17 protein-coding genes are annotated in these 18,065 nt (G+C 72.6%); 9 read left to right on the forward strand and 8 right to left on the reverse strand.

Annotation, left to right across the window (positions count from 1 at the left end):
* Position 1: 1 nt before the first annotated feature.
* Both ABZ860_RS29315 and ABZ860_RS29320 read right to left on the reverse strand, forming a co-directional pair.
* The gene (locus ABZ860_RS29315) at positions 2-682 is read right to left on the reverse strand and encodes a DNA alkylation repair protein (protein ID WP_357226039.1); all 681 of its coding nucleotides are present in this window, start codon (positions 680-682) and stop codon (positions 2-4) included.
* Positions 679-1,350 carry a TetR/AcrR family transcriptional regulator gene (locus tag ABZ860_RS29320; RefSeq protein ID WP_357226041.1) on the reverse strand — a complete coding sequence of 224 codons (672 nt, stop codon included), beginning with the start codon at positions 1,348-1,350 and terminating at the stop codon, positions 679-681. The genes ABZ860_RS29315 and ABZ860_RS29320 overlap by 4 nt, the downstream gene beginning before the upstream one ends.
* Positions 1,351-1,445: 95 nt before the next feature.
* Between ABZ860_RS29320 and ABZ860_RS29325 the strand changes: the two genes are divergently transcribed.
* The 3 genes from ABZ860_RS29325 (at position 1,446) to ABZ860_RS29335 (ending at position 5,288) form a co-directional block, all read left to right on the forward strand.
* Positions 1,446-2,822: an alkaline phosphatase D family protein gene (locus ABZ860_RS29325; RefSeq protein WP_357226044.1), complete on the forward strand. Its 1,377-nt coding sequence runs from the start codon at positions 1,446-1,448 to the stop codon at positions 2,820-2,822.
* Positions 2,823-2,920: 98 nt separating this feature from the next.
* Positions 2,921-4,405 carry a glycoside hydrolase family 3 N-terminal domain-containing protein gene (locus ABZ860_RS29330; RefSeq protein WP_357226045.1) on the forward strand — a complete coding sequence of 495 codons (1,485 nt, stop codon included), beginning with the start codon at positions 2,921-2,923 and terminating at the stop codon, positions 4,403-4,405.
* Positions 4,406-4,451: 46 nt separating this feature from the next.
* A complete protein-coding gene (locus tag ABZ860_RS29335; protein ID WP_357226047.1) occupies positions 4,452-5,288 on the forward strand; it encodes a hypothetical protein in 837 nt (278 codons plus the stop codon).
* A 6-nt stretch (positions 5,289-5,294) separates the two neighbouring features.
* Here the strand turns inward: ABZ860_RS29335 and ABZ860_RS29340 are convergent, their stop codons facing one another.
* Genes ABZ860_RS29340 through ABZ860_RS29350 form a run of 3 tightly spaced genes read right to left on the reverse strand, consistent with a single transcriptional unit; the run spans position 5,295 to position 7,133 of the window.
* A complete protein-coding gene (locus ABZ860_RS29340; protein ID WP_357226050.1) occupies positions 5,295-5,801 on the reverse strand; it encodes a TIGR00725 family protein in 507 nt (168 codons plus the stop codon).
* A gap of 10 nt (positions 5,802-5,811) precedes the next feature.
* Complete coding sequence (locus ABZ860_RS29345) at positions 5,812-6,567, reverse strand: SDR family oxidoreductase (RefSeq protein WP_357226052.1); 756 nt, start codon at positions 6,565-6,567, stop codon at positions 5,812-5,814.
* A gap of 32 nt (positions 6,568-6,599) precedes the next feature.
* Positions 6,600-7,133: a flavin reductase family protein gene (locus ABZ860_RS29350; RefSeq protein ID WP_357226054.1), complete on the reverse strand. Its 534-nt coding sequence runs from the start codon at positions 7,131-7,133 to the stop codon at positions 6,600-6,602.
* A 555-nt stretch (positions 7,134-7,688) separates the two neighbouring features.
* On the opposite strand from ABZ860_RS29350, the gene ABZ860_RS29355 reads away from it, so the two are divergent.
* The 3 genes from ABZ860_RS29355 (at position 7,689) to ABZ860_RS29365 (ending at position 10,043) form a co-directional block, all read left to right on the forward strand.
* Positions 7,689-8,441: a GntR family transcriptional regulator gene (locus ABZ860_RS29355; protein WP_030510734.1), complete on the forward strand. Its 753-nt coding sequence runs from the start codon at positions 7,689-7,691 to the stop codon at positions 8,439-8,441.
* 216 nt (positions 8,442-8,657) lie between these two features.
* Complete coding sequence (locus tag ABZ860_RS29360) at positions 8,658-9,311, forward strand: N-acetyltransferase (RefSeq protein ID WP_357226056.1); 654 nt, start codon at positions 8,658-8,660, stop codon at positions 9,309-9,311.
* Positions 9,312-9,362: 51 nt separating this feature from the next.
* Positions 9,363-10,043 carry a copper homeostasis protein CutC gene (locus ABZ860_RS29365; protein WP_357226059.1) on the forward strand — a complete coding sequence of 227 codons (681 nt, stop codon included), beginning with the start codon at positions 9,363-9,365 and terminating at the stop codon, positions 10,041-10,043.
* A 42-nt stretch (positions 10,044-10,085) separates the two neighbouring features.
* Here ABZ860_RS29365 and ABZ860_RS29370 read toward each other — a convergent pair whose 3' ends face one another.
* Positions 10,086-11,666: an FAD-dependent oxidoreductase gene (locus tag ABZ860_RS29370; RefSeq protein ID WP_357226060.1), complete on the reverse strand. Its 1,581-nt coding sequence runs from the start codon at positions 11,664-11,666 to the stop codon at positions 10,086-10,088.
* A gap of 113 nt (positions 11,667-11,779) precedes the next feature.
* The gene (locus ABZ860_RS29375; RefSeq protein WP_357226062.1) at positions 11,780-12,970 is read right to left on the reverse strand and encodes an aldolase; all 1,191 of its coding nucleotides are present in this window, start codon (positions 12,968-12,970) and stop codon (positions 11,780-11,782) included.
* A gap of 209 nt (positions 12,971-13,179) precedes the next feature.
* Here ABZ860_RS29375 and ABZ860_RS29380 point away from each other — a divergent pair, with 209 nt between their 5' ends.
* Positions 13,180-13,824, forward strand: coding sequence for an NYN domain-containing protein (locus ABZ860_RS29380; protein WP_357226064.1), 645 nt, complete (start codon positions 13,180-13,182; stop codon positions 13,822-13,824).
* 29 nt (positions 13,825-13,853) lie between these two features.
* On the opposite strand, the gene ABZ860_RS29385 is transcribed toward ABZ860_RS29380, so the two are convergent.
* A complete protein-coding gene (locus ABZ860_RS29385) occupies positions 13,854-15,176 on the reverse strand; it encodes an FAD-dependent oxidoreductase (protein ID WP_357226066.1) in 1,323 nt (440 codons plus the stop codon).
* A 380-nt stretch (positions 15,177-15,556) separates the two neighbouring features.
* On the opposite strand from ABZ860_RS29385, the gene ABZ860_RS29390 reads away from it, so the two are divergent.
* Positions 15,557-16,090, forward strand: coding sequence for a hypothetical protein (locus ABZ860_RS29390; protein ID WP_357226068.1), 534 nt, complete (start codon positions 15,557-15,559; stop codon positions 16,088-16,090).
* Between the two features lie 188 nt (positions 16,091-16,278).
* Positions 16,279-18,021: a proline--tRNA ligase gene (locus tag ABZ860_RS29395; RefSeq protein ID WP_357226071.1), complete on the forward strand. Its 1,743-nt coding sequence runs from the start codon at positions 16,279-16,281 to the stop codon at positions 18,019-18,021.
* Positions 18,022-18,065: the final 44 nt, after the last annotated feature.

Below are 18,065 nucleotides of genomic sequence, written 5' to 3' on the forward strand. Positions count from 1 at the left end.
TTCAGGCGTCGGGGACGTTGCGCAGCGCCTCGCGGCGGCTCAGCCCGCTGATGCCCTGGTGCTTCACGTAGCGGAGCACCTCCTGCGGGTTGGTCTTCGCGTACTCCCGCAGGGCCCAGCCGATCGCCTTGCGGGCGAAGAAGTCGGTGTCCGACAGGCTCGGCTCGATGCAGGCGTAGAGCAGGTGGACGTCGGTCCTGTCCTTGAAGGAGTTCTGGCACAAGATGGCGGTGCGCCGCTTCCACAGGTCGGGGTCGTGCGCCCACTCCAGCACCAGGCGGCGCATGCTCTCGGGATACAGCCGCAGCAGCGTGCCGATCCGGTGCACGGCGATGTCGTCCACCAGGTCCCACCACGCCCCGGTGACGATCATCTCCTCGTACATGGGGATCGTGTAGAGCGTCTGCCAGGACCGGTAGAAGCGGTGCGCGGACAGCTCGATGGCGGCGTAGCGCTCCTCGCGGTATTCCGCCTCGCGCCACAGCGCCAGCACCGCCCTGCGCCACTCGGGGGCGCTGTCCAGCCGGTGCTCGGCGAAGACCTTGCGCAGCGCGGCCCGCCGCGGCACGGCCGTCACGCCGAGGAAGGGCATCTCCGACTTCATGTACGACCGCATGGAGGCGGCCCGCGCGGGGTCGGCGAGCTCGGTCAGCGCGAGCCGTACGGCCTTGAGTAGCGTCATGACGGCTGGCTCGCCCGCTCCCCGGTGGCCAGGCCGTCGAACAGCAGCTTGACGAAGTGGTCGGCCAGGGCGTCGGTGTCGAGCCTGCCGCCGGGGCGGAACCAGCGCACGGTCACCCAGATCGTGTCGCGGATCATCCGGTAGGTGAGCTTGGGATCGACGTCGGGGCGGAACTGGCCGGCGGCCTGGCCGCCGGTGATCTGCTCCACCCACATGCGCTCGACCTCGTCCTCGGCCCGCACCAGGTAGTCGAACCGGTCGCCGGGCAGCGAGCGCAGGTAGTTCCAGTCGTTCTGCATGACCGTGATGGCCGCCCGGTGGTCCTCCAGCGTGCCGAAGCCGATGCGGACCATCTCCGCCAGGACCGAACGCGGGTCGGGGTGCGTGCCCAGCGCCGCGCGGTAGCGGGTGATCAGATCCTCGAGGAAGGTGCGCAGCACTTCGTCGACGATCGTCTCCTTGGAGTCGAAGTGGTGGTAGAGGCTGCCGGACAGGATGCCGGCCTCCAACGCGATCTCCCGCACCGTGGTGGCCTGGAAGCCCTTGCGCGCGAACAACTCGGCGGCGAGCTTGACGAGGTGGTCGCGCCGTTCGGACGCCGAACCGGCCGTCCCCCGCTTCGTCTTGACCGGCGCGGCCGTGCCGCCGGAGTCCTTACGCTGGTTCACGGCTCCCATTATGGCCGTTGAGCAAGAGCTTGTTCACATTCTCGCCTCGCCCGACCTCCCCGCACGGGCGGGATCGGTAGGGCAGGATCGAACCCATGGCGAAAATGGGGTATCCGTTCACGTTGGGGGTGGCGTCAGGAGAGCCGTTATCCGACGGCGTGATCCTGTGGACCCGTCTGGCCCCCGAGCCGCTGCATCCGACACAGCCCGGCGGCATGCCCAGCCGGGCGATGACCGTACGGTGGGAGCTCGCCGAGGACGACACGTTCACGAAGGTGATCCAGTCGGGCACCGCGCCCGCGCAGCCGGACTGGGCGCACAGCGTGCACGTACGGGTGACCGGGCTGCGGCCCGCGGCCGACTACTTCTACCGCTTCTCCATCGAGGGTCACGTCAGCCCGGTGGGCCGCACCAGGACGGCGCCCGGCCCGGATTCGACCGCCCCCGTCCGGTTCTGTTTCGTCTCCTGCCAGCGCTACGAGCACGGCTACTTCACCGCGCTGCGCCACCTCGCCGCCGAGCGGCCCGACCTGGTCGTCCACCTCGGCGACTACATCTACGAGTACGGCAAGCCGAAGAACCCCAAGCCGGGCCGCTGGGTGCGCCCGCTCGAGTCGACGGCCGAGTGCACGACGCTCGGCGCCTACCGCGACCGCTACGCCCGCTACAAGATGGACCCGGACCTGCAGGCCGCCCACGCCGCCGCGCCGTGGGTCGCGATCCCCGACGACCACGAGGTCCGCGACAACTGGGCGGGCGCGCTGCCCGGCGACGGAGGCAGCCCCGCCGCCTTCCTCAAGCGCAGGGCCGCCGCGTTCAAGGCGTACTACGAGCACCAGCCGCTGCGCGTCCGCCCGTCCGGCTCCGGCCTGCAGAACTACCGCCGGCGGTCGTACGGCCGGGTGGCCGACTTCCTGCTCACCGACACGCGACAGTATCGCGAGGGGCGCGACATGCTCGGCGCCGAGCAGGAGAAGTGGCTGACGGACCGGCTGCACGGATCGGCGGCCCGGTGGAAGGTGCTCGCGCAGGCGGTGTTCTTCTCCCAGCGGAAGTTCCCGCTCGAACCCGTCAGCGCCGACGCCTGGGACGGCTACCCCGACTCGCGCGGCCGCGTGCTCGCCGCCGCCCCCGACGGGCTGGTCGTGCTGAGCGGCGATGTGCACAGCGCGTACGCCTGCGACCTGCGCGCCGACTGGGCGGATCCGGCCTCCCGCGCGCTCGGGGTCGAGTTCGTCGGGCCGTCGGTGACCAGCATGCCGGGCATCGCGGACGCGAGCGCGATCCTCGAGCTCAACCCGCACATCGCCTTCTTCGACAGCCGCCACGGCTACGTGTCCTGCGTGGCGGACATGGAGAACTTCCGCGCGGACTACCGGGCCGTGGCCTTCGTGGACCGTCCCGGCGCGCCGCTGACGACGATCGCCGGCTTCGAGGTGAAGGAGAACAGGCTCCACCGCACCGACGTGTGATCGGGAAACGGGCGACAACCCAGGCCTGCCCCCTAGCAAATAGGAAACTTTCCTATTAGATTGCGGGGCATGCCTGAGCGATGCCTTGCGGGCGCAGCATGAAGCGAAGCCCTGACCTGCTCCGTCTGGCCGACACGGTCCTGTTGCCCGGCTTCACCGGGACCACCGCCCCCGACTGGGTGCGGCGGCGGCTCGCCGGCGGGCTCGCCGGCGTGGTGCTGTTCTCCCGGAACGTCGACACCCCGGCCCAGCTCGCCGCCCTCACCTCGGCCCTGCGCGCGGAGAATCCCGAGATCCTGATCGGCGTCGACGAGGAGGCCGGGGAGGTGACGAGGCTGGAGGCCCGCACGGGCAGCTCACGGCCGGGCAACTTCGCCCTGGGCGTCGTGGACGACGTGGAGCTGACCGAGCGGGTGGCCCGCGACATCGGGCGGGACCTGCGCGCGGCGGGGGTGAACATCGACTTCGCCCCGGCCGCCGACGTCAACTCCAACCCGGACAATCCGGTCATCGGCCTGCGGTCGTTCGGCGCCGACCCGCTGCTCGTCGCGCGGCACACGGCCGCCTGGATCCGCGGCCTGCAGTCCACCGGCGTGGCGGCCTGCGCCAAGCACTTCCCCGGGCACGGCGACACGTCGGTCGACTCCCACCACGGCGTCCCGCGCGTCACGGCCTCCCGGCAGGAGCTGGCCGAGGTCGAGCTGTGGCCGTTCCGGGTGGCCATCGACGAGGGCGTGCGCTCGATCATGACCGGCCACCTGCTGGTCACGGCGTACGACGAGGAGCTGCCCGCGACGCTCAGCCCCCGCGTCCTCACCGGCCTGCTGCGGGAGGAGCTGGGCTTCGACGGCCTGATCGTCACCGACGGCATCGAGATGGCCGCCGTCTCGGGCCGCTACGGCCTGGGCGGCGCGAGCGCGATGGCCGTGGCGGCCGGGGCCGACGCGGTGTGCGTGGGCGGGGAGAACGCCGACGAGGCGACCCACGAGCACATCCGCGACGCCGTGGCGGACGCGGTGACCGAGGGCAGGCTGTCGGAGGAGCGGCTCGCCGACGCCGCCGCGCGGGTGCGCGCCCTGACCGCCTGGCAGGCGCAGGCCGGGCCCGTGGAGGACCGCCAGGACGAGATCGGGCTGGTCGCCGCCCGCCGGGCCGTGCGGGTGACCCGGCGCGGGGCCGGCGTGCTGCCGCTGGCCGCCGCTCCGCACGTGGTGGAGCTGGCGCCGGAGACCAACCTCGCGATCGACAAGGGCATGCCGTGGGGCGCGGGGGAGCCGCTGAGCAAGCTGCTGCCCGGCACCACGGTCGCCCGGCTGCGGCAGCCCGACGTCCACAACGGCGTCGCCGGCGCCGTGCTGAGCCAGGCCGCCGACCGGCCCCTGGTCGTCGTGGTGCGGGACGCCCACCGCCACCCCTGGCAGACGGACCTGCTGGAGCGCCTGCTGGCCGCCCGGCCGGACGGCGTCGTGGTCGAGATGGGGCTGCCGGGCCGTACGGACCTGGGGGCGGTGCACATCGCCACGCACGGTTCCGCCCGGGTCTGCGGCCAGGCGGCGGCCGAGGTGCTGGCGGGCCTCGTCTGACATTGCCCATAGCATTGGTCACTGCTGACATGCGGATGGGAGCGTCATGAAGGTCGCCTACGTCACCACGGACCATCCGGCCGCCGAGCGGGACGACGAGCGGGAGATCGCCCTCGCCGCCTGGCTCGGGGCCGGGATCGAGGGCTCGCCGGTGAACTGGCGCGATCCCCGCGTCGACTGGTCGGAGTTCGACGCGGCGGTCGTCCGCTCTCCTTGGGACTACATCGACCGGCGTGACGAGTTCGTCGCGTGGGCCCACCGGGTGGAGTCGGTGACGCGGCTGTTCAACCCGGCGCCGGTGATCGAGTGGAACACCGACAAGACCTACCTGCGCACGCTCGGCGTGCCCACCGTTCCCACCCACTGGCCCACGCAGGGCGGCGACCTCGGAGCGGACCTGCCCGAATGGGACGAGTACGTGGTCAAGCCCGCCGTCTCCGCGGGGGCGCGCGGCGCCATCCGCACCACGGACCGGGACGCCGCCGCGAGCCACGCGGCCACGCTGCTCGCCGCGGGCCGCACGGTCATGGTGCAGCCGTACGTCCCGTCCGTCGAGCAGGAGGGCGAGCTGTCGCTGCTGTACTTCGGCGGCGAGTTCAGCCACGCCGTACGACGGCACCCGATGCTCACCGGGGCGACCGAGACCGCGGACAACCGCGCCACGCTGCGCGACCCGGACGACGACCAGTTCGCCCTCGCCGAGCGGGTCCTGGCGGCCGTGCCGCAGAACCTGCTGTACGCCCGGGTGGACCTGGTGCGGATGCCGGACGGCGAGCCGGTCCTGATCGAGCTGGAGCTCACCGAGCCCTACCTGTTCCTGCGGGACGAACTGGCCGCGCCCGACCTGTTCGCCGAGACCCTCGCCGGGATGCTCAAGGGCTGAGATCGTCTAGGGGCTGAGCGGGCGGGCCCGCTCGGCCGCGGCGAGCGCCAGCCGTACGGCGTCGGCCGGGCCGGCGGCGGCCACCGGACCGGGCACGGGACGGCCCGCGGCGTCGAGGAGCCGCCACCCGCCGAGGGTGACGACCGGCGTGCCGCCCCGCTGGGCGAGCGCCAGCTCCGAGAGCGTGCCCCAGGAGCCGCCCACGACGACGACCGCGTCGGCGGCCCGCACGATCAGCGCGTTGCGGGCCTCGCCCAGGCCGGTGGGAAGGGCCACGGTGAGGTCAGGGCTCGCCCCGGTACGGTCCCGGCCGGACAGGACGCCGACCACGACGCCTCCGGCCCCCCGCGCGCCCGCCGCCGCGGCGGCCATCACCCCGCCGTACCCGCCGCACAGCACGACCGCGCCGCGCTCGGCCAGCAGGCGGCCCACGTCGCGGGCCGCCTCGGCCTCCTGCGGGGTGCACTCGCCCGGCCCGCACACCGCCACCTGCCACATGGGGACCTGCCGCATGGGGTCCACGCTAGGCGGAGATGCCGCCGTCCACCGGGATCACGGTGCCGGTCAGGTAGGACCCGGCGCGGGAGGCGAGGAAGATCGCCGCGCCCGCCATGTCGTCGGGCCTGCCGATGCGGCCCAGCGGGACGTTGCTCTCGATCGCGCCGCGCATCTGGGGGTCGTCGAGCGCGAAGGCCATCATCTTCGACTCGAACGGCCCGGGCGCGATCGCGTTGACCGTGATCGACTCCTGAGCGAGCTGGCGGGCCAGATGCCGGGTCAGCATGTGGACGCCCGCCTTGGCCGCCGAATACGCGTAGTTCTCCATGAACGGCACCCGGAGCCCGTCGATCGATCCGATGTTGATCACGCGTGCCGGGTCGCCGGGCGACGCGGCGGCGCGCAGCAGCGGCAGGAAGCGGCGGGTGAGGAAGAAGACGCCCTTGACGTTGATGTTCCAGAGCTTGTCGAAAGCGTGCTCCGGATACTCCTCCAGCGGCGCGCCCCAGCTCGCCCCCGCGTTGTTGACGAGCACGTCGAGCCGGCTCTCCCGCTCCGACACCGCCTGCGCGAGCGCCTCGACGCCGTCGGGGCCGGACAGGTCCGCCCGTACGGCGTGGCAGCCCAGCTCGGCGGCCGTGGCCTCCAGCTCGTCCTTCTTCCGTGAGGAGATGTAGACGGTGGCGCCCGCGTCGAGGAACCCCCGCGCGATCATCTTCCCGATGCCCCGGGACCCGCCCGTGACGACGACCGTCTTACCTTCCACCGAGAACAGAGTCATGCGGGCAGCATACCGACCGGTCGGTTCCCGCGTCAGGGCTGGAAGCTCCCGTACGCTCCGCGGAAGAACACCAGCGGGTCGCCGTCGTCGTGGCGGTCGAGCCCGGTGACCCGGGCGACGACGATCACGTGGTCGCCGGCCGGGTGCTCCTTGTCCACGGCGCAGTCGATCCAGGCGAGCGCGCCGTCCAGCACGGGGGCGCCGCCGGGGGACAGGGCCCACGACAGGCCGCCGAACTTGTCCCCGCCCTTCGCGGCGAGCCGATCGCACACCTGCCGCTGGTGGTCGGCGAGCACGTTGACGCACAGGGTCGTCGCCGCCTTGAGGCGCGGCCAGCTCGTGCTGGTCTGCGCGACGCAGAACGACACCAGCGGCGGATCGAGGCTCACGGACGTGAAGGAGTTGACGGCCAGGCCGCACGGCTCCCCGGTCTCGGGGTCGATCGCGGTGACGGCCACGACGCCGGTGGCGTACCTGCCGAGGACGTTCCTGAAGTGCTGGGGGTTGACGGCCGGAATCCTCCTGGCGCCGTCACGGCCGACCCTCCGGGCCACAGGGGTGCTCATCGCGCACGTGCCTCCTCGGTCGCCTCCCCATGAAGTCAAGGAGGGCCGGAGCCGATGCATTCCCTGCGGGTGATTAACGGTGGCGCGTCCTGGCGGGCGTGGGGGACCCGCCAGGACGCGCTCCGCCCCGGCGCGAGACCTCGACCCCGGCGAGGGTTGGGGTCGAGACCTCGTTCAATCGCACGGAGTCCATGGGGAGCGGCCGTCCTCGACCGGCCGCTCCGGCGTGCGGTGATACCGCGTGCTCGGGCATGTCACGCCGTTCCCGCACAAGGCGGTCATGTCGGTGGATACCGACAGCTCTGACATGTCGTTCCCGTCGCTCTGATAGGTCTGGGCTCTGGCAGGCCTGGGCTCTGCAGGCCTGGGATGGGGCTCGCGCCAGGGCGCGCTCGGCGTTCTCGCACCGATCGCCCTCACGGGCCCACCTCCATTGGATGGATTTGTACCAACGTTTGGATAATGCGCGGCTGGGTGGGCTCTGGTCAAGGGGTTGTTTCCCGGTAGACCGAGATCCTCTAGATTTGTTGGAACAAAAGGGTGGATTGAGGAAAGATGGCACGATCGTCGCTCTACCAGCAGGTGGCCGCCGAGGTACGCAGGGCCATCTACGCGGGCGAACTCGCGCCGGGCGACCAGATTCCGACCGAGGCCGACCTCATGGAGGCGCACGGCGTCAGCCGCAACACCGTACGGCTGGCCCTGGGCGAGCTGGAGAACGAGGGTCTCATCCTGCGGATGCGCCGGCGTGGAACGTTCGTACGCGAGCGCCGCCCCCTCCTCATGCGCCCCCAGGACGAGTTCCTCCCGTACGACCAGGAGGGGCGGCGGTTCGACACGTTCGTCCACGCGGTCCGATCCGAGGGCCGTACGGCGGACCAGAGGATCGAGGTCTCCATCGTCGAGCCGCCCGAGGACGTGGCCACCCGCCTCGCCCTCGCCGACGGCGCCCTGGCCGTCGTGCGCCGCCGGCTGCGCTTCGTGGACGGCCAGCCGTACAACACGCTGGACTCGTACTTCCCCCTGGAGATCGTGGGGGACTCCGAGATCGCCCGGCCCGGCGACATCACGCGCGGGGCCAACCGGGTGCTCGAGGAGCTGGGCCATCTCCAGGTCCGCGTGATCGACGACCTCTCGGCTCGCATGCCGACCTCTGACGAGTCGTCACGGCTCCAGCTGGAGCCCGGCACTCCGGTCGTCGTCCACACCCGGGTCGGCTACGACGCCGACGACACGCCCGTCCGCGTCGCCGTGTCCGTGCTGCCCGCCGACAAGCATCTGATCCGATACGAGCTGGAACGTCATTGACGAGGCCCGGACGCCCCCTGGCCTGAGCGGGCGTCCCCGGCCGCCGGGCCCTCCTCCGGAGGGCCGCTCCCGCGATTCCCGACCTGACCCCGGCAGGGGACCGCGCCGCACCCGCGCGCCCTAGCCGGGTCCGCCGTCTCCGGACGGACGCTGCACGGCATCCCGCCGTCACTCTCAGTGATCACATCGCCGCCGTCGGCACGAAAGGAATCAGGCATGCCCGCGAACACCCTGGATCTTGTTACGGAACTCACGCTGCGTCGCGCCACCCCGGCCGACCTGCAGGGGGTCCTCGCCCTGCTGGCGCGCACCGCCGGGTGGCTGAACGGCCTCGGCGTACGGCAGTGGCCCGCCGGGGGCTTTCCCGCCGGGCGCATCGAACCGCTGATCGGCGAGGGCGTCATGTACCTCCTGGACGCCGGCTCCCAGGAGCCGGCCGCCACGATCGCGGTGGACGGCCATGCCGACCCGGAGTTCTGGACCCCCGCCGACCGCCCCGGCGACGCGCTCTACGTCCACAAGCTCGCCGTGAGCAGGACCTACTCGGGCCGGGGCCTGGGGGAGACGCTGCTCGACTGGGCCGCCCTGCGGGCCGCCGCCCACGACCGGCCCTACCTGCGGCTCGACTGCGCCAAGGACAACGCCCGCCTGCAGTCGTACTACCGCAAGGCGGGCTTCCGGCACGTGCGCACCGTCGACCTGCCGCACCGCGCCTCCGGCGCGCTGTTCGAGCGGGACGCCGGCGCCGCGATCCCGGCCGCGTCGTCCTATCGCCGCACGCCGGCGGTGCCGGCCCAGCGCTCGGGACATGTGGCGCAAGCCTGGAGGGTTCTTGACATCACAACCCACAACGAGTTGATCGAGTGCTGAACAGGGCGGATGCCGTTAGGTGCCGCAAAAGGACCGGATACTGTTCACTTCATGACGGGATCCCTCCTTGAAGTGATCGCGCTCGACCTGCGTGACGCCGTGGCCGCCGAGGAGGGCGGGGCGGACCGCCTGGAAATCGTGTCCGACATGGACTCGGGCGGGCTCACCCCCTCGGCGGACCTCGTCGCGGCGATCGCGCGCGAGTGCGGGCTGCCGCAGATGGTCATGCTCCGCTGCAACGCCGGCTTCACCGTGACCCCGGAGGAGCTCGACCGGCTGCGCGGCCACGTCAAGGAACTCGCCGAGGCCGGCGCGGCGGGCTTCGTCTTCGGCTTCCTGTCCGAGGACGGGTCGGTCGACAGGGAGGCGACGGACGCGCTGATCCACGCGGTCTCGCCGCTGCCCTGGACCTTCCACCGCGCCGTGGACAACGCCGCCGACGTGCGGGCCGCCTGGCGTGCCGTACGGCTGCTGCCGAACCTGGCGACCGTCCTCACGTCCGGGTCGCCCGAGGGCGTCGGCAGCGGCCTCGGGGTGTTACGCGCGCGGGCCGAGGCGGGGGACGCCTCGCTCGTGCTCGCCGGCGGCGGCCTGCGCGAGGAGCACGTGCCGGTGCTGCTCGACTACGGCGTCCGCGCCTTCCACGTGGGCAGCGCCGTGCGGGGCTCGTGGCGCGAGCCGGTCGACCCGGACCGGGTCAGGCGCTGGCGCCGCATCGTCGACCGGTTGTGACCGCGCGGTTGTGCTGTGACTGCGTGGTTGTGACGGCACGGCTCAGGCGCGGCGGCGGGCGACCAGGACGGCGTCGCGGATGGTGACCTCGTCTCCCTCCGGGTCCACCGCCGTGCGCGGCCGCGCCTCGGCCGCGGTGACCTCCCACTCGGCCGGATCGAGCGACGCCGCGACCTCCTCGGCGGTGAACATCATCTGCGGGAAGTGCATCCGCCGGGCCTTGGTCAGCAGATCGGACGGGTGGTGCCCGACGACCAGCAGGGTGCCGCCCGGGGCCACCGCGGCGGCCAGCCGGGCGAACAGCGTCCGCCTGGCCTCGCCCGGCAGGTGCATGTACTGCGCCGACACCAGGTCGTAGGCGCCCTCGGGAAGGGCGTGGTCGCGCAGGTCCGCGCGCACCCACTCGGTGCGGTCCGCGACGCCCGCGTCGGCGGCGTGGCCGGCGGCCCGCTCCAGCGCCGTGGCGGAGATGTCGACCCCCGTCACCCGCCAGCCCTGGGAGGCGAGCCAGACGGCGTCGGCCCCCTCGCCGCTGCCGACGTCGAGGGCCCGGCCCGGGGGCAGCTGCGCGGCCTCGGCGACGAGCTGCGGGTTCGGCCGGCCGCTCCAGATCGCCGGCCGGGAGCGGTAGCGCTCCTCCCAGGCCGCCTCCTCGAACAACGTGCGCACCTCGCGCCGGTAGGCGTCGACGGCCTCCCGGGTCTCCTCCGCGATGAGATCCATGTTGATCGCCGCTCCGGCGGCCAGGCCCGCCGCGGCGGACGCGATCACCACGGCGCGAACATCCGTCACGTTTCCCGCCACCCAGACACCGGGCACGGCGGTCGCCCCGGTCGGCTCCGCCGCGATCCGGGTGCCCGCCACGTGGCCGCCGAGCTCCACCTCGACCGGCTTGAGCCCGAGCGATTCCAGCACGCCGGACCGGGCGGTGAGCGGCGCGCCGACGACGAGCGCGTCGAGCGCGACGACCTCGCCGGAGGCCAGCCGCACCCCGGTGAGCGCGTCACCGGTCACCTCGACGCCCGTGACGGGGCCGTCGGCGACCGGGATCCGGCGCGCGGCGAGCCGCTCGGCCTCCTCCTCGGACGGCGCGGGGCAGTGGTGCGTCAGGAACACCACGTCCTGGCTCCACTGCCGCCACAGGAGGGCCTGCTCGACGGCGAGCGGCCCGGTGGCCAGCACGCCGATGCGCCGGTCGCGGACCTCCCACCCGTGGCAGTACGGGCAGTGCAGCACGTCGCGGCCCCACCGCTCGGCCAGGCCCGGCACGTCGGGCAACTCGTCCACGGCCCCGGTGGCCACCAGCAGGCGGCGGGCCCGCACGGCACGGCCGTCGTCCAGCGTCACGAGGAAGTCGTCGCCCTCCCGCGTCGCGGTCTCGGCCCGCCCGGCGACGATCTCGCCGCCGTACCCGATCACTTCCTCGCGCCCGGCCGCCCGCAGCTCGGCGGGCGGCGTGCCGTCCCTGCCGAGGTAGTTGTGCATGTGCGCGGCCGGCGCGTTGCGCGGCTCTCCGGCGTCCACCACCAGCACCGACCGCCGCGCCCGCGCCAGCGCGAGGGCGCCGCTGAGCCCCGCGGGGCCGCCGCCCACCACGACCACGTCGTACTTCTTCTCGTCCACCCCTGCCTCCTGTGTCGCGTCTGCTGTCGACGTCGGGGCAACAGTGCGCCACGGGCAGCAGGAGTGGCAAGGAACGTTGCGGTTATGGCAAATTCAGCAGCGGGTGCGGTCGCTCAGCAGAGGGTGCGGTCGGCCCGGGCCAGGGCGGCGACAAGCGTCTTGACCGTCGCGGGCTCGTCCAGCACGCCCCCCGCCGCCTCGCGCCGTTCCCGCCAGGCCCGCACCCGGTCGGCGTACTTCTCGTAGCAGGCGAGGTGGAACGCGTACACGGTGGCGAAGCGGCTGACGAGGTGCGAGGGGTGCATGTCCCAGCCCTGGTAGAAGCCGTGGGCCAGCGAGTGCGACACCAGCGCCGAGTGCCTGCGCAGCAGGGCGTGCACGTCGGCCGCCGCGTCCGAGGCCGGGGCCGCGGCCAGCGAGCCGTCCGACAGCTCCACCCCCGTCCCCGACAGCGCCGTCTGCATGACGTGCCGCGCGTGGTCGCAGGCCGGGTGGTCGAGCCGCTGCTCGTCCGGCGGCAGCCCGAGCGCGGCCGTGTAGTCGAACACCCCGAAGTGGGCGGCCGCCAGCCGGCCGCCCAGCGAGGGCACCAGGCCGTCCGACCGCTGGAGCATGAGCACGGTCTGCGGGGCCTCCACCTGCATCTCGAAGCGCAGCGTGCCGGAGGGCAGGCGCAAGGCCCGCTCCAGCGCCTCCAGGCAGCCGGCGAACTGGCGCAGGTAGTCCTCCATCAGGACCTTGGGGAAGGTCACCGTGAACCCGTCCGGGAGCCTGCCGGCCCGGCGCACGACCCCGGTCAGGAAGCCGTCGAGCGTGCGCAGGGAGCGCACGGGGTCGCCGTCGGCGAACGACTTCACCCGCAGCCCCCACCTGCGGGGCAGCGTGCCCGCCTCGTACATCGCGGCCACGGCCGCCGCCGCCGACTCGGCGTGCCGGTCCTCCTCCTCGGCGGAGCGCAGGCCGTACCCGTCCTCGAAGTCGATCCGCAGGTCCTCGATCGGCTCGGCGTGCAGCTTCCTGCGTACGCGGTCGTGCACGGGCTGGGCCAGCTCGAGGTCGAGCTCGAACAGCGCGGCCAGCTCGGCGGGGGTGAACAGGAGCCGGTGGAGGAGGTCGGTCGCGGCGTGCCGCCACTGCTGGACGATCTCCGCCGTCACCCGGTCCGCGGGCACGTACACGGTGTGCACCGGCTGCCAGGCCGGTTCCCGTTCGGGGAACCGGGCGAGCTGCTCGCGATGGGTGCCGGCGAAGCCGTCGAGCAGTCTGTCGAGCACCCCGTCCACGCCGGTCAGCGTCGTCTCCATGGGGACGATCCTCGCAGAGTCCCGCCACGGTGCGGGCAATCACGCAACGTCGCTGCATGACGACGCAGCGTTGGCTATCCTTTTCCTCGAACAGCCGATCGAACACATGAGCGAATCGGTGGAGATAAAGAAACGGCCCCCTGCCGGGGGCCGTAGAGCCCGGGGACGTAGCCGCGGGCGCGGTGACTCCATGTTAGGAGATGATGGCGGTGCGCGACAACCCCGTTCCCCAAGTCGTGCGTGTCGGGGTCTACGTCGACGGGTTCAACCTCTACTACGGACTGCGCTCCCTGCGGGGACGCCGCTACCTCTGGCTCGATCTTCACGGACTGGCCCTTCGGCTGCTGAGGACCGGGCAGACGCTGACCGCCGTCCGCTACTTCACCGCCCCCATCCGGGGCGACGCTCGTGCCCTCGCCCGCCAGCAGACCTATCAGGCGGCCCTGGAGAGCCTGGGGGTCGAGGTGGTGCTCGGGCGTTTCCAGGAGCAGCGGGCCTGCTGCCGGGCCTGCGGCGTGTCCTGGCGGACCTACGAGGAGAAGCAGTCCGACGTCGCCCTGGCCGCCGCCATGGTCGGCGACGTGGCCCTCGACCTGGTCGACACGGTGCTACTGCTGTCGGCGGACTCCGACCTGTGCGCGGCCATCGAGGCGGTGCGCCAGGTGGACGCCCGGCGCGGCGGCAAGACCCGGGTCGTCACCGTCTTCCCGCCCGGCAGGCGCTCGGACGGCCTGCGCCTCGCGAGCGACGCCTGGTTCCCCCTCGGCGAGGCGCTCATCCGGCAGTCGCAGCTGCCCAGCCACGTGCCCGGCCGCGACGGCGCGCGCTATCACCGGCCGGCCCACTGGTCCTGACCACGACACCCCTGAGGGCGCGACACCCGTCAGGACGGGCTCCCCGGCCGGGCGAGCCGGCCGCACGCGCCCAGCATCGCGTCCCTGCCCACCAGCTTCACCCGCTCGCCCCTCCTGAGGCTGCCGGCCAGCGCGGCCTCCGCGGCCTCGATCGCGAGCCAGTCCTCGTACGTCACCGGGCTCAGCCCGCGCGCCGCGAGCAGGTCGTCCAGCCGCGCGGTCGCGGTTCCCGGCACCGCTTCGGCGAGCAGCGTGCGCACGGTCTCGGCGGCGTCGGACTTGTTGGTCCCGATCACGCCTGTCGGCCCTCGCTTGAGCCAGCCCGCGACGTACTGCCGGTCCGTCACCTTGCCGGCGACGTTCGGCACCGTCATCGACCCCGGGTCGAACGGCACCCCGGGCAGCGCCACGCTCTGGTAGCCCACCGAGCGCATCACCATGTCCGCCGGGATCGTCTCGAAGTCGCCGGTGCCGACGACCCGCCCGTTCTCCAGCCGGGTCCGCTCCAGCCGTACGCCCTCGACCCGGGACACGCCGAGGATCTCCACGGGGCGTAGCCAGAAGCGCACCTCCAGCCGGCGGGGCCGGTCGGCGGGCTTGCGCTCCGACCACGACCGCAGCACGTCCACATTGCCCCTGACCTGGCGCGACAGCGTGGTCAGGTCGGCGACCGCGATCTCGTCGGGGAAGGTGAGGACGTCGGCGTTCAGCAGCTCGCCGAGCTCGCGCAGCTCCTTGAGGGTGAACTTCGCGTGCTCGGGGCCGCGCCTGCCGACCATGTGGATCCGCTTCACCTTGGAGGCGGCCAGCCGGTCGAGCACCTCCTCGGGCACGTCGGTGCCGCGCAGCTCGTCGGCCGTCTTGGCCATGATCCGCACCACGTCCACGGCGACGTTGCCGACGCCGATGACGACGACCTCCTCCACGTCGAGGGAGAACGCGTCCGGCGGGACGTCGGGGTGGCCGCAGTACCAGTTGACGAAGTCGGTCGCCGCGACGCTGCCCGGAAGGTCCTCGCCCGGGACGCCGAGGTGCCTGTCGACCATCGCCCCTGTGCAGTAGACGACGGCGTCGTAGCAGGACAGCAGGTCGTCCACCGTGAGGTCCGCGCCCAGCTCGACGCCGCCCAGGAAGCGCACTCCCGGGGTCTCCAGCACCCTCCGCAGGTAGCCGGCGATGGACTTGATCGACGTGTGGTCGGGCGCCACGCCGTACCGCACCAGCCCGTACGGTGTCGGCAGGCGTTCGAGGACGTCCACCTCGACGGGGCCGTGCGACTGTTTGACCAGTGCCTCGGCCGTGTAGATGCCGGCCGGGCCCGACCCGACGATCGCGACGCGCAGTGTCACCATGGCCTCCAGCGGCGGACGCTCCCTTGGTCGTGTCCGCAGATCAAGCCCTGCTGCGCGCGGCCCAGGCGGCGCCTCGCGGCGTTGTCGTCGTCGCCGATAACGCTGTTATCGGCTCCTCCTCCGCCTTGCGATGCATCCACCTGGATCCACGCTCGCGACGGGCAGCATCTGCGGACGCTCCCTATTGGTGATTCTTTATCACCGCCGGTCGCGCTGCCAGTGGAACGCCGTGCCGTGCACCGGATTGTCATCCGTGTTGTGATGGTTCGCGGGGTTGCGGCGACCAGGCGGCCACGATCAAAGTGATGCCCGTGGGCAGTGGGGCTAAAAGACGGGGAAACCCGCGGACGAGAAGGCCGGGCGGTGGCACCCTCCCTGACATGAGGGGACTCCGCGGGGGGCGGGACGAGCCCGGGGCCTCACCGGCCACGGCACACGGCCCGCAGAACGGTCAAGAGGACGGCGACGCGACGCCGCCGCAGCACGGCTCCGGGCCGGACGGGCTCAGGTATGAGGCGCTGGGGCGGGTCATGGCCGCCCTGTCCGGCGAGGCGGAGACGTCAGAGGCGTGCCGCGACCTCACGTGGTGGCGGGGCACCGACCGCTCCTGGCACATCGAGTGGCGCGACGGCCCGTACGCCGCCGAGGTGGCGGCGCTGCTCCTGGAACGGATCGGCGAGCCGGGGCCGGACGCCGTGCGGGCGGCGCCCGCGGGCCCGGCGACCACGTCGACGGCGATGCTGAACGTGATGGGCGTGACCTTCGTGCTGCGGGCCATCGACCCGTTCGGCATGGAGCGGCTGCGGACCAGGCCCGGCCTGTGGCGGCTGTCGGCGGCGCTGGACGGCCCCGCAGGCCCCGTCGGCACCGGCGGGCGGTCCCGTCAGCACTGGGAGGAACTGCTCGGCGGCTGACACCGGCGGGCTGACATCGGCTCGCCCGTCGATTACCTGAGGCGGTGGGGCCCCAGGAGTCGATAGCCTTGGGAGCACATCGTCTTCGTCTCGTCTCTCCGGTCGTCTCCGAGGGGCCGCGAGATCCGCATCGCGGGCAATCCCGAGGAGGCGCCGCGGACGAGACCTCTCACGAGCAAGGAGTAGCCGTGCTGCTGCGTATGTCGACCCTGTTCCTGCGCACCCTGCGTGAGGATCCGGCGGACGCGGAAGTGCCGAGCCACAAGCTGCTCGTCCGCGCCGGCTACATCCGCCGCGTCGCGCCCGGCATCTACTCCTGGCTGCCGCTCGGCAAGATCGTGCTGGAGAACGTCGCGCGGGTCGTGCGCGAGGAGATGGACCGGATGGGCGCGCAGGAGGTGCTGTTCCCCGCGCTGCTGCCCCGGGACTTCTACGAGCCCACGGGCCGCTGGACCGAGTACGGCGACACGCTGTTCCGGCTGAAGGACCGCAAGGGCGCCGACTACCTCCTCGGGCCGACCCACGAGGAGATGTTCACCGACATGGTGAAGGGGGAGTACTCCTCCTACAAGGACTACCCCGTCACCCTCTACCAGATCCAGACCAAGTACCGCGACGAGGCCCGGCCCCGGGCGGGCATCCTGCGGGGCCGCGAGTTCGTCATGAAGGACTCCTACTCGTTCGACCTGGACGACGACGGACTGAAGCGGTCCTACGAGATGCACCGCGAGGCGTACATCCGCATCTTCGAGCGTCTCGGCATCGACTACCGGATCTGCTTCGCGATGTCGGGCGCGATGGGCGGGTCGGCCTCCGAGGAGTTCCTCGCCCCCTGCCCGACCGGTGAGGACACCTTCGTGGCCTGCCACAACTGTGGATACGCGGCCAACGCCGAGGCCGTCGTCACGCCCGCGCCGCCCGCCGTCACCGCCACGCAGCCGCCCATGGAGGTCCTCGACACGCCCGACACCCCGACGATCGAGTCGCTCGTGTCGTACGTCAACGAGCACCACGGCCTCGGCATCACCGCCGCCGACACGCTGAAGAACCTCGTCGTCAAGGTCCGCACGCCGGGCTCCGACGAGGTCACGACGGTGATCGTCGGCGTCCCCGGCGACCGCGAGGTCGACTTCAAGCGCCTGGAGGCGTCGCTCGCCCCCGGCGTGCCGGAGATCTTCGAGGCCGAGGACTTCGCCCGCCACCCCGGCCTGGTGCGCGGCTACATCGGCCCGCAGGTGCTCAGGGACCTGGGGATCACCTACCTGGTCGACCCGCGCGTGGTCGAGGGCTCGGCCTGGGTGACGGGCGCCAACGAGCCGGGCAAGCACGCCGCGCACGTGGTCGCGGGCCGCGACTTCCAGCCCGACGGCACGATCGAGGCCGCCGAGGTGCGGGCGGGCGACTCCTGCCCCCGCTGCGCGCACCCGCTGTCGATCGACCGGGGCATCGAGATCGGCCACATCTTCCAGCTCGGCCGCAAGTACGCCGACGCCGCCCAGCTCGACGCGCTCGGGCCCGACGGCAAGCCCATCCGCATCACCATGGGCTCGTACGGCGTCGGCGTGTCCCGGGCGGTGGCCGTGCTCGCCGAGCAGCGCCACGACGAGCTGGGCCTGGTGTGGCCCAGGGAGGTGGCGCCCGCCGACGTGCACATCGTGGGCACCGGCAAGGAGAACCAGATCGAGGTCGCCAGCACGCTCGCCGAGACGCTCGAGGCGCGGGGGCTGCGCGTGCTCGTGGACGACCGCCCCGGTGTGTCGCCCGGCGTCAAGTTCAAGGACTCCGAGCTGCTCGGCCTGCCCACCGTGCTGATCGTCGGCCGCGGCCTGGCCAACGGCGTGGTCGAGCTGCGCGACCGGGTCTCCGGGACCAAGGAGGAGATCCCGCTGGACGAGGCCGTCGAGCGGGTGCTGGCCGCCTGCCGGGCCTGATCGCCGCGGACACGGGCCGCCGCCCTCTGTGACCGACAGGGGGT

Origin of the sequence: Microbispora sp. NPDC046973 (assembly GCF_040644495.1) — a bacterium.
Lineage (GTDB): Bacteria > Actinomycetota > Actinomycetes > Streptosporangiales > Streptosporangiaceae > Microbispora.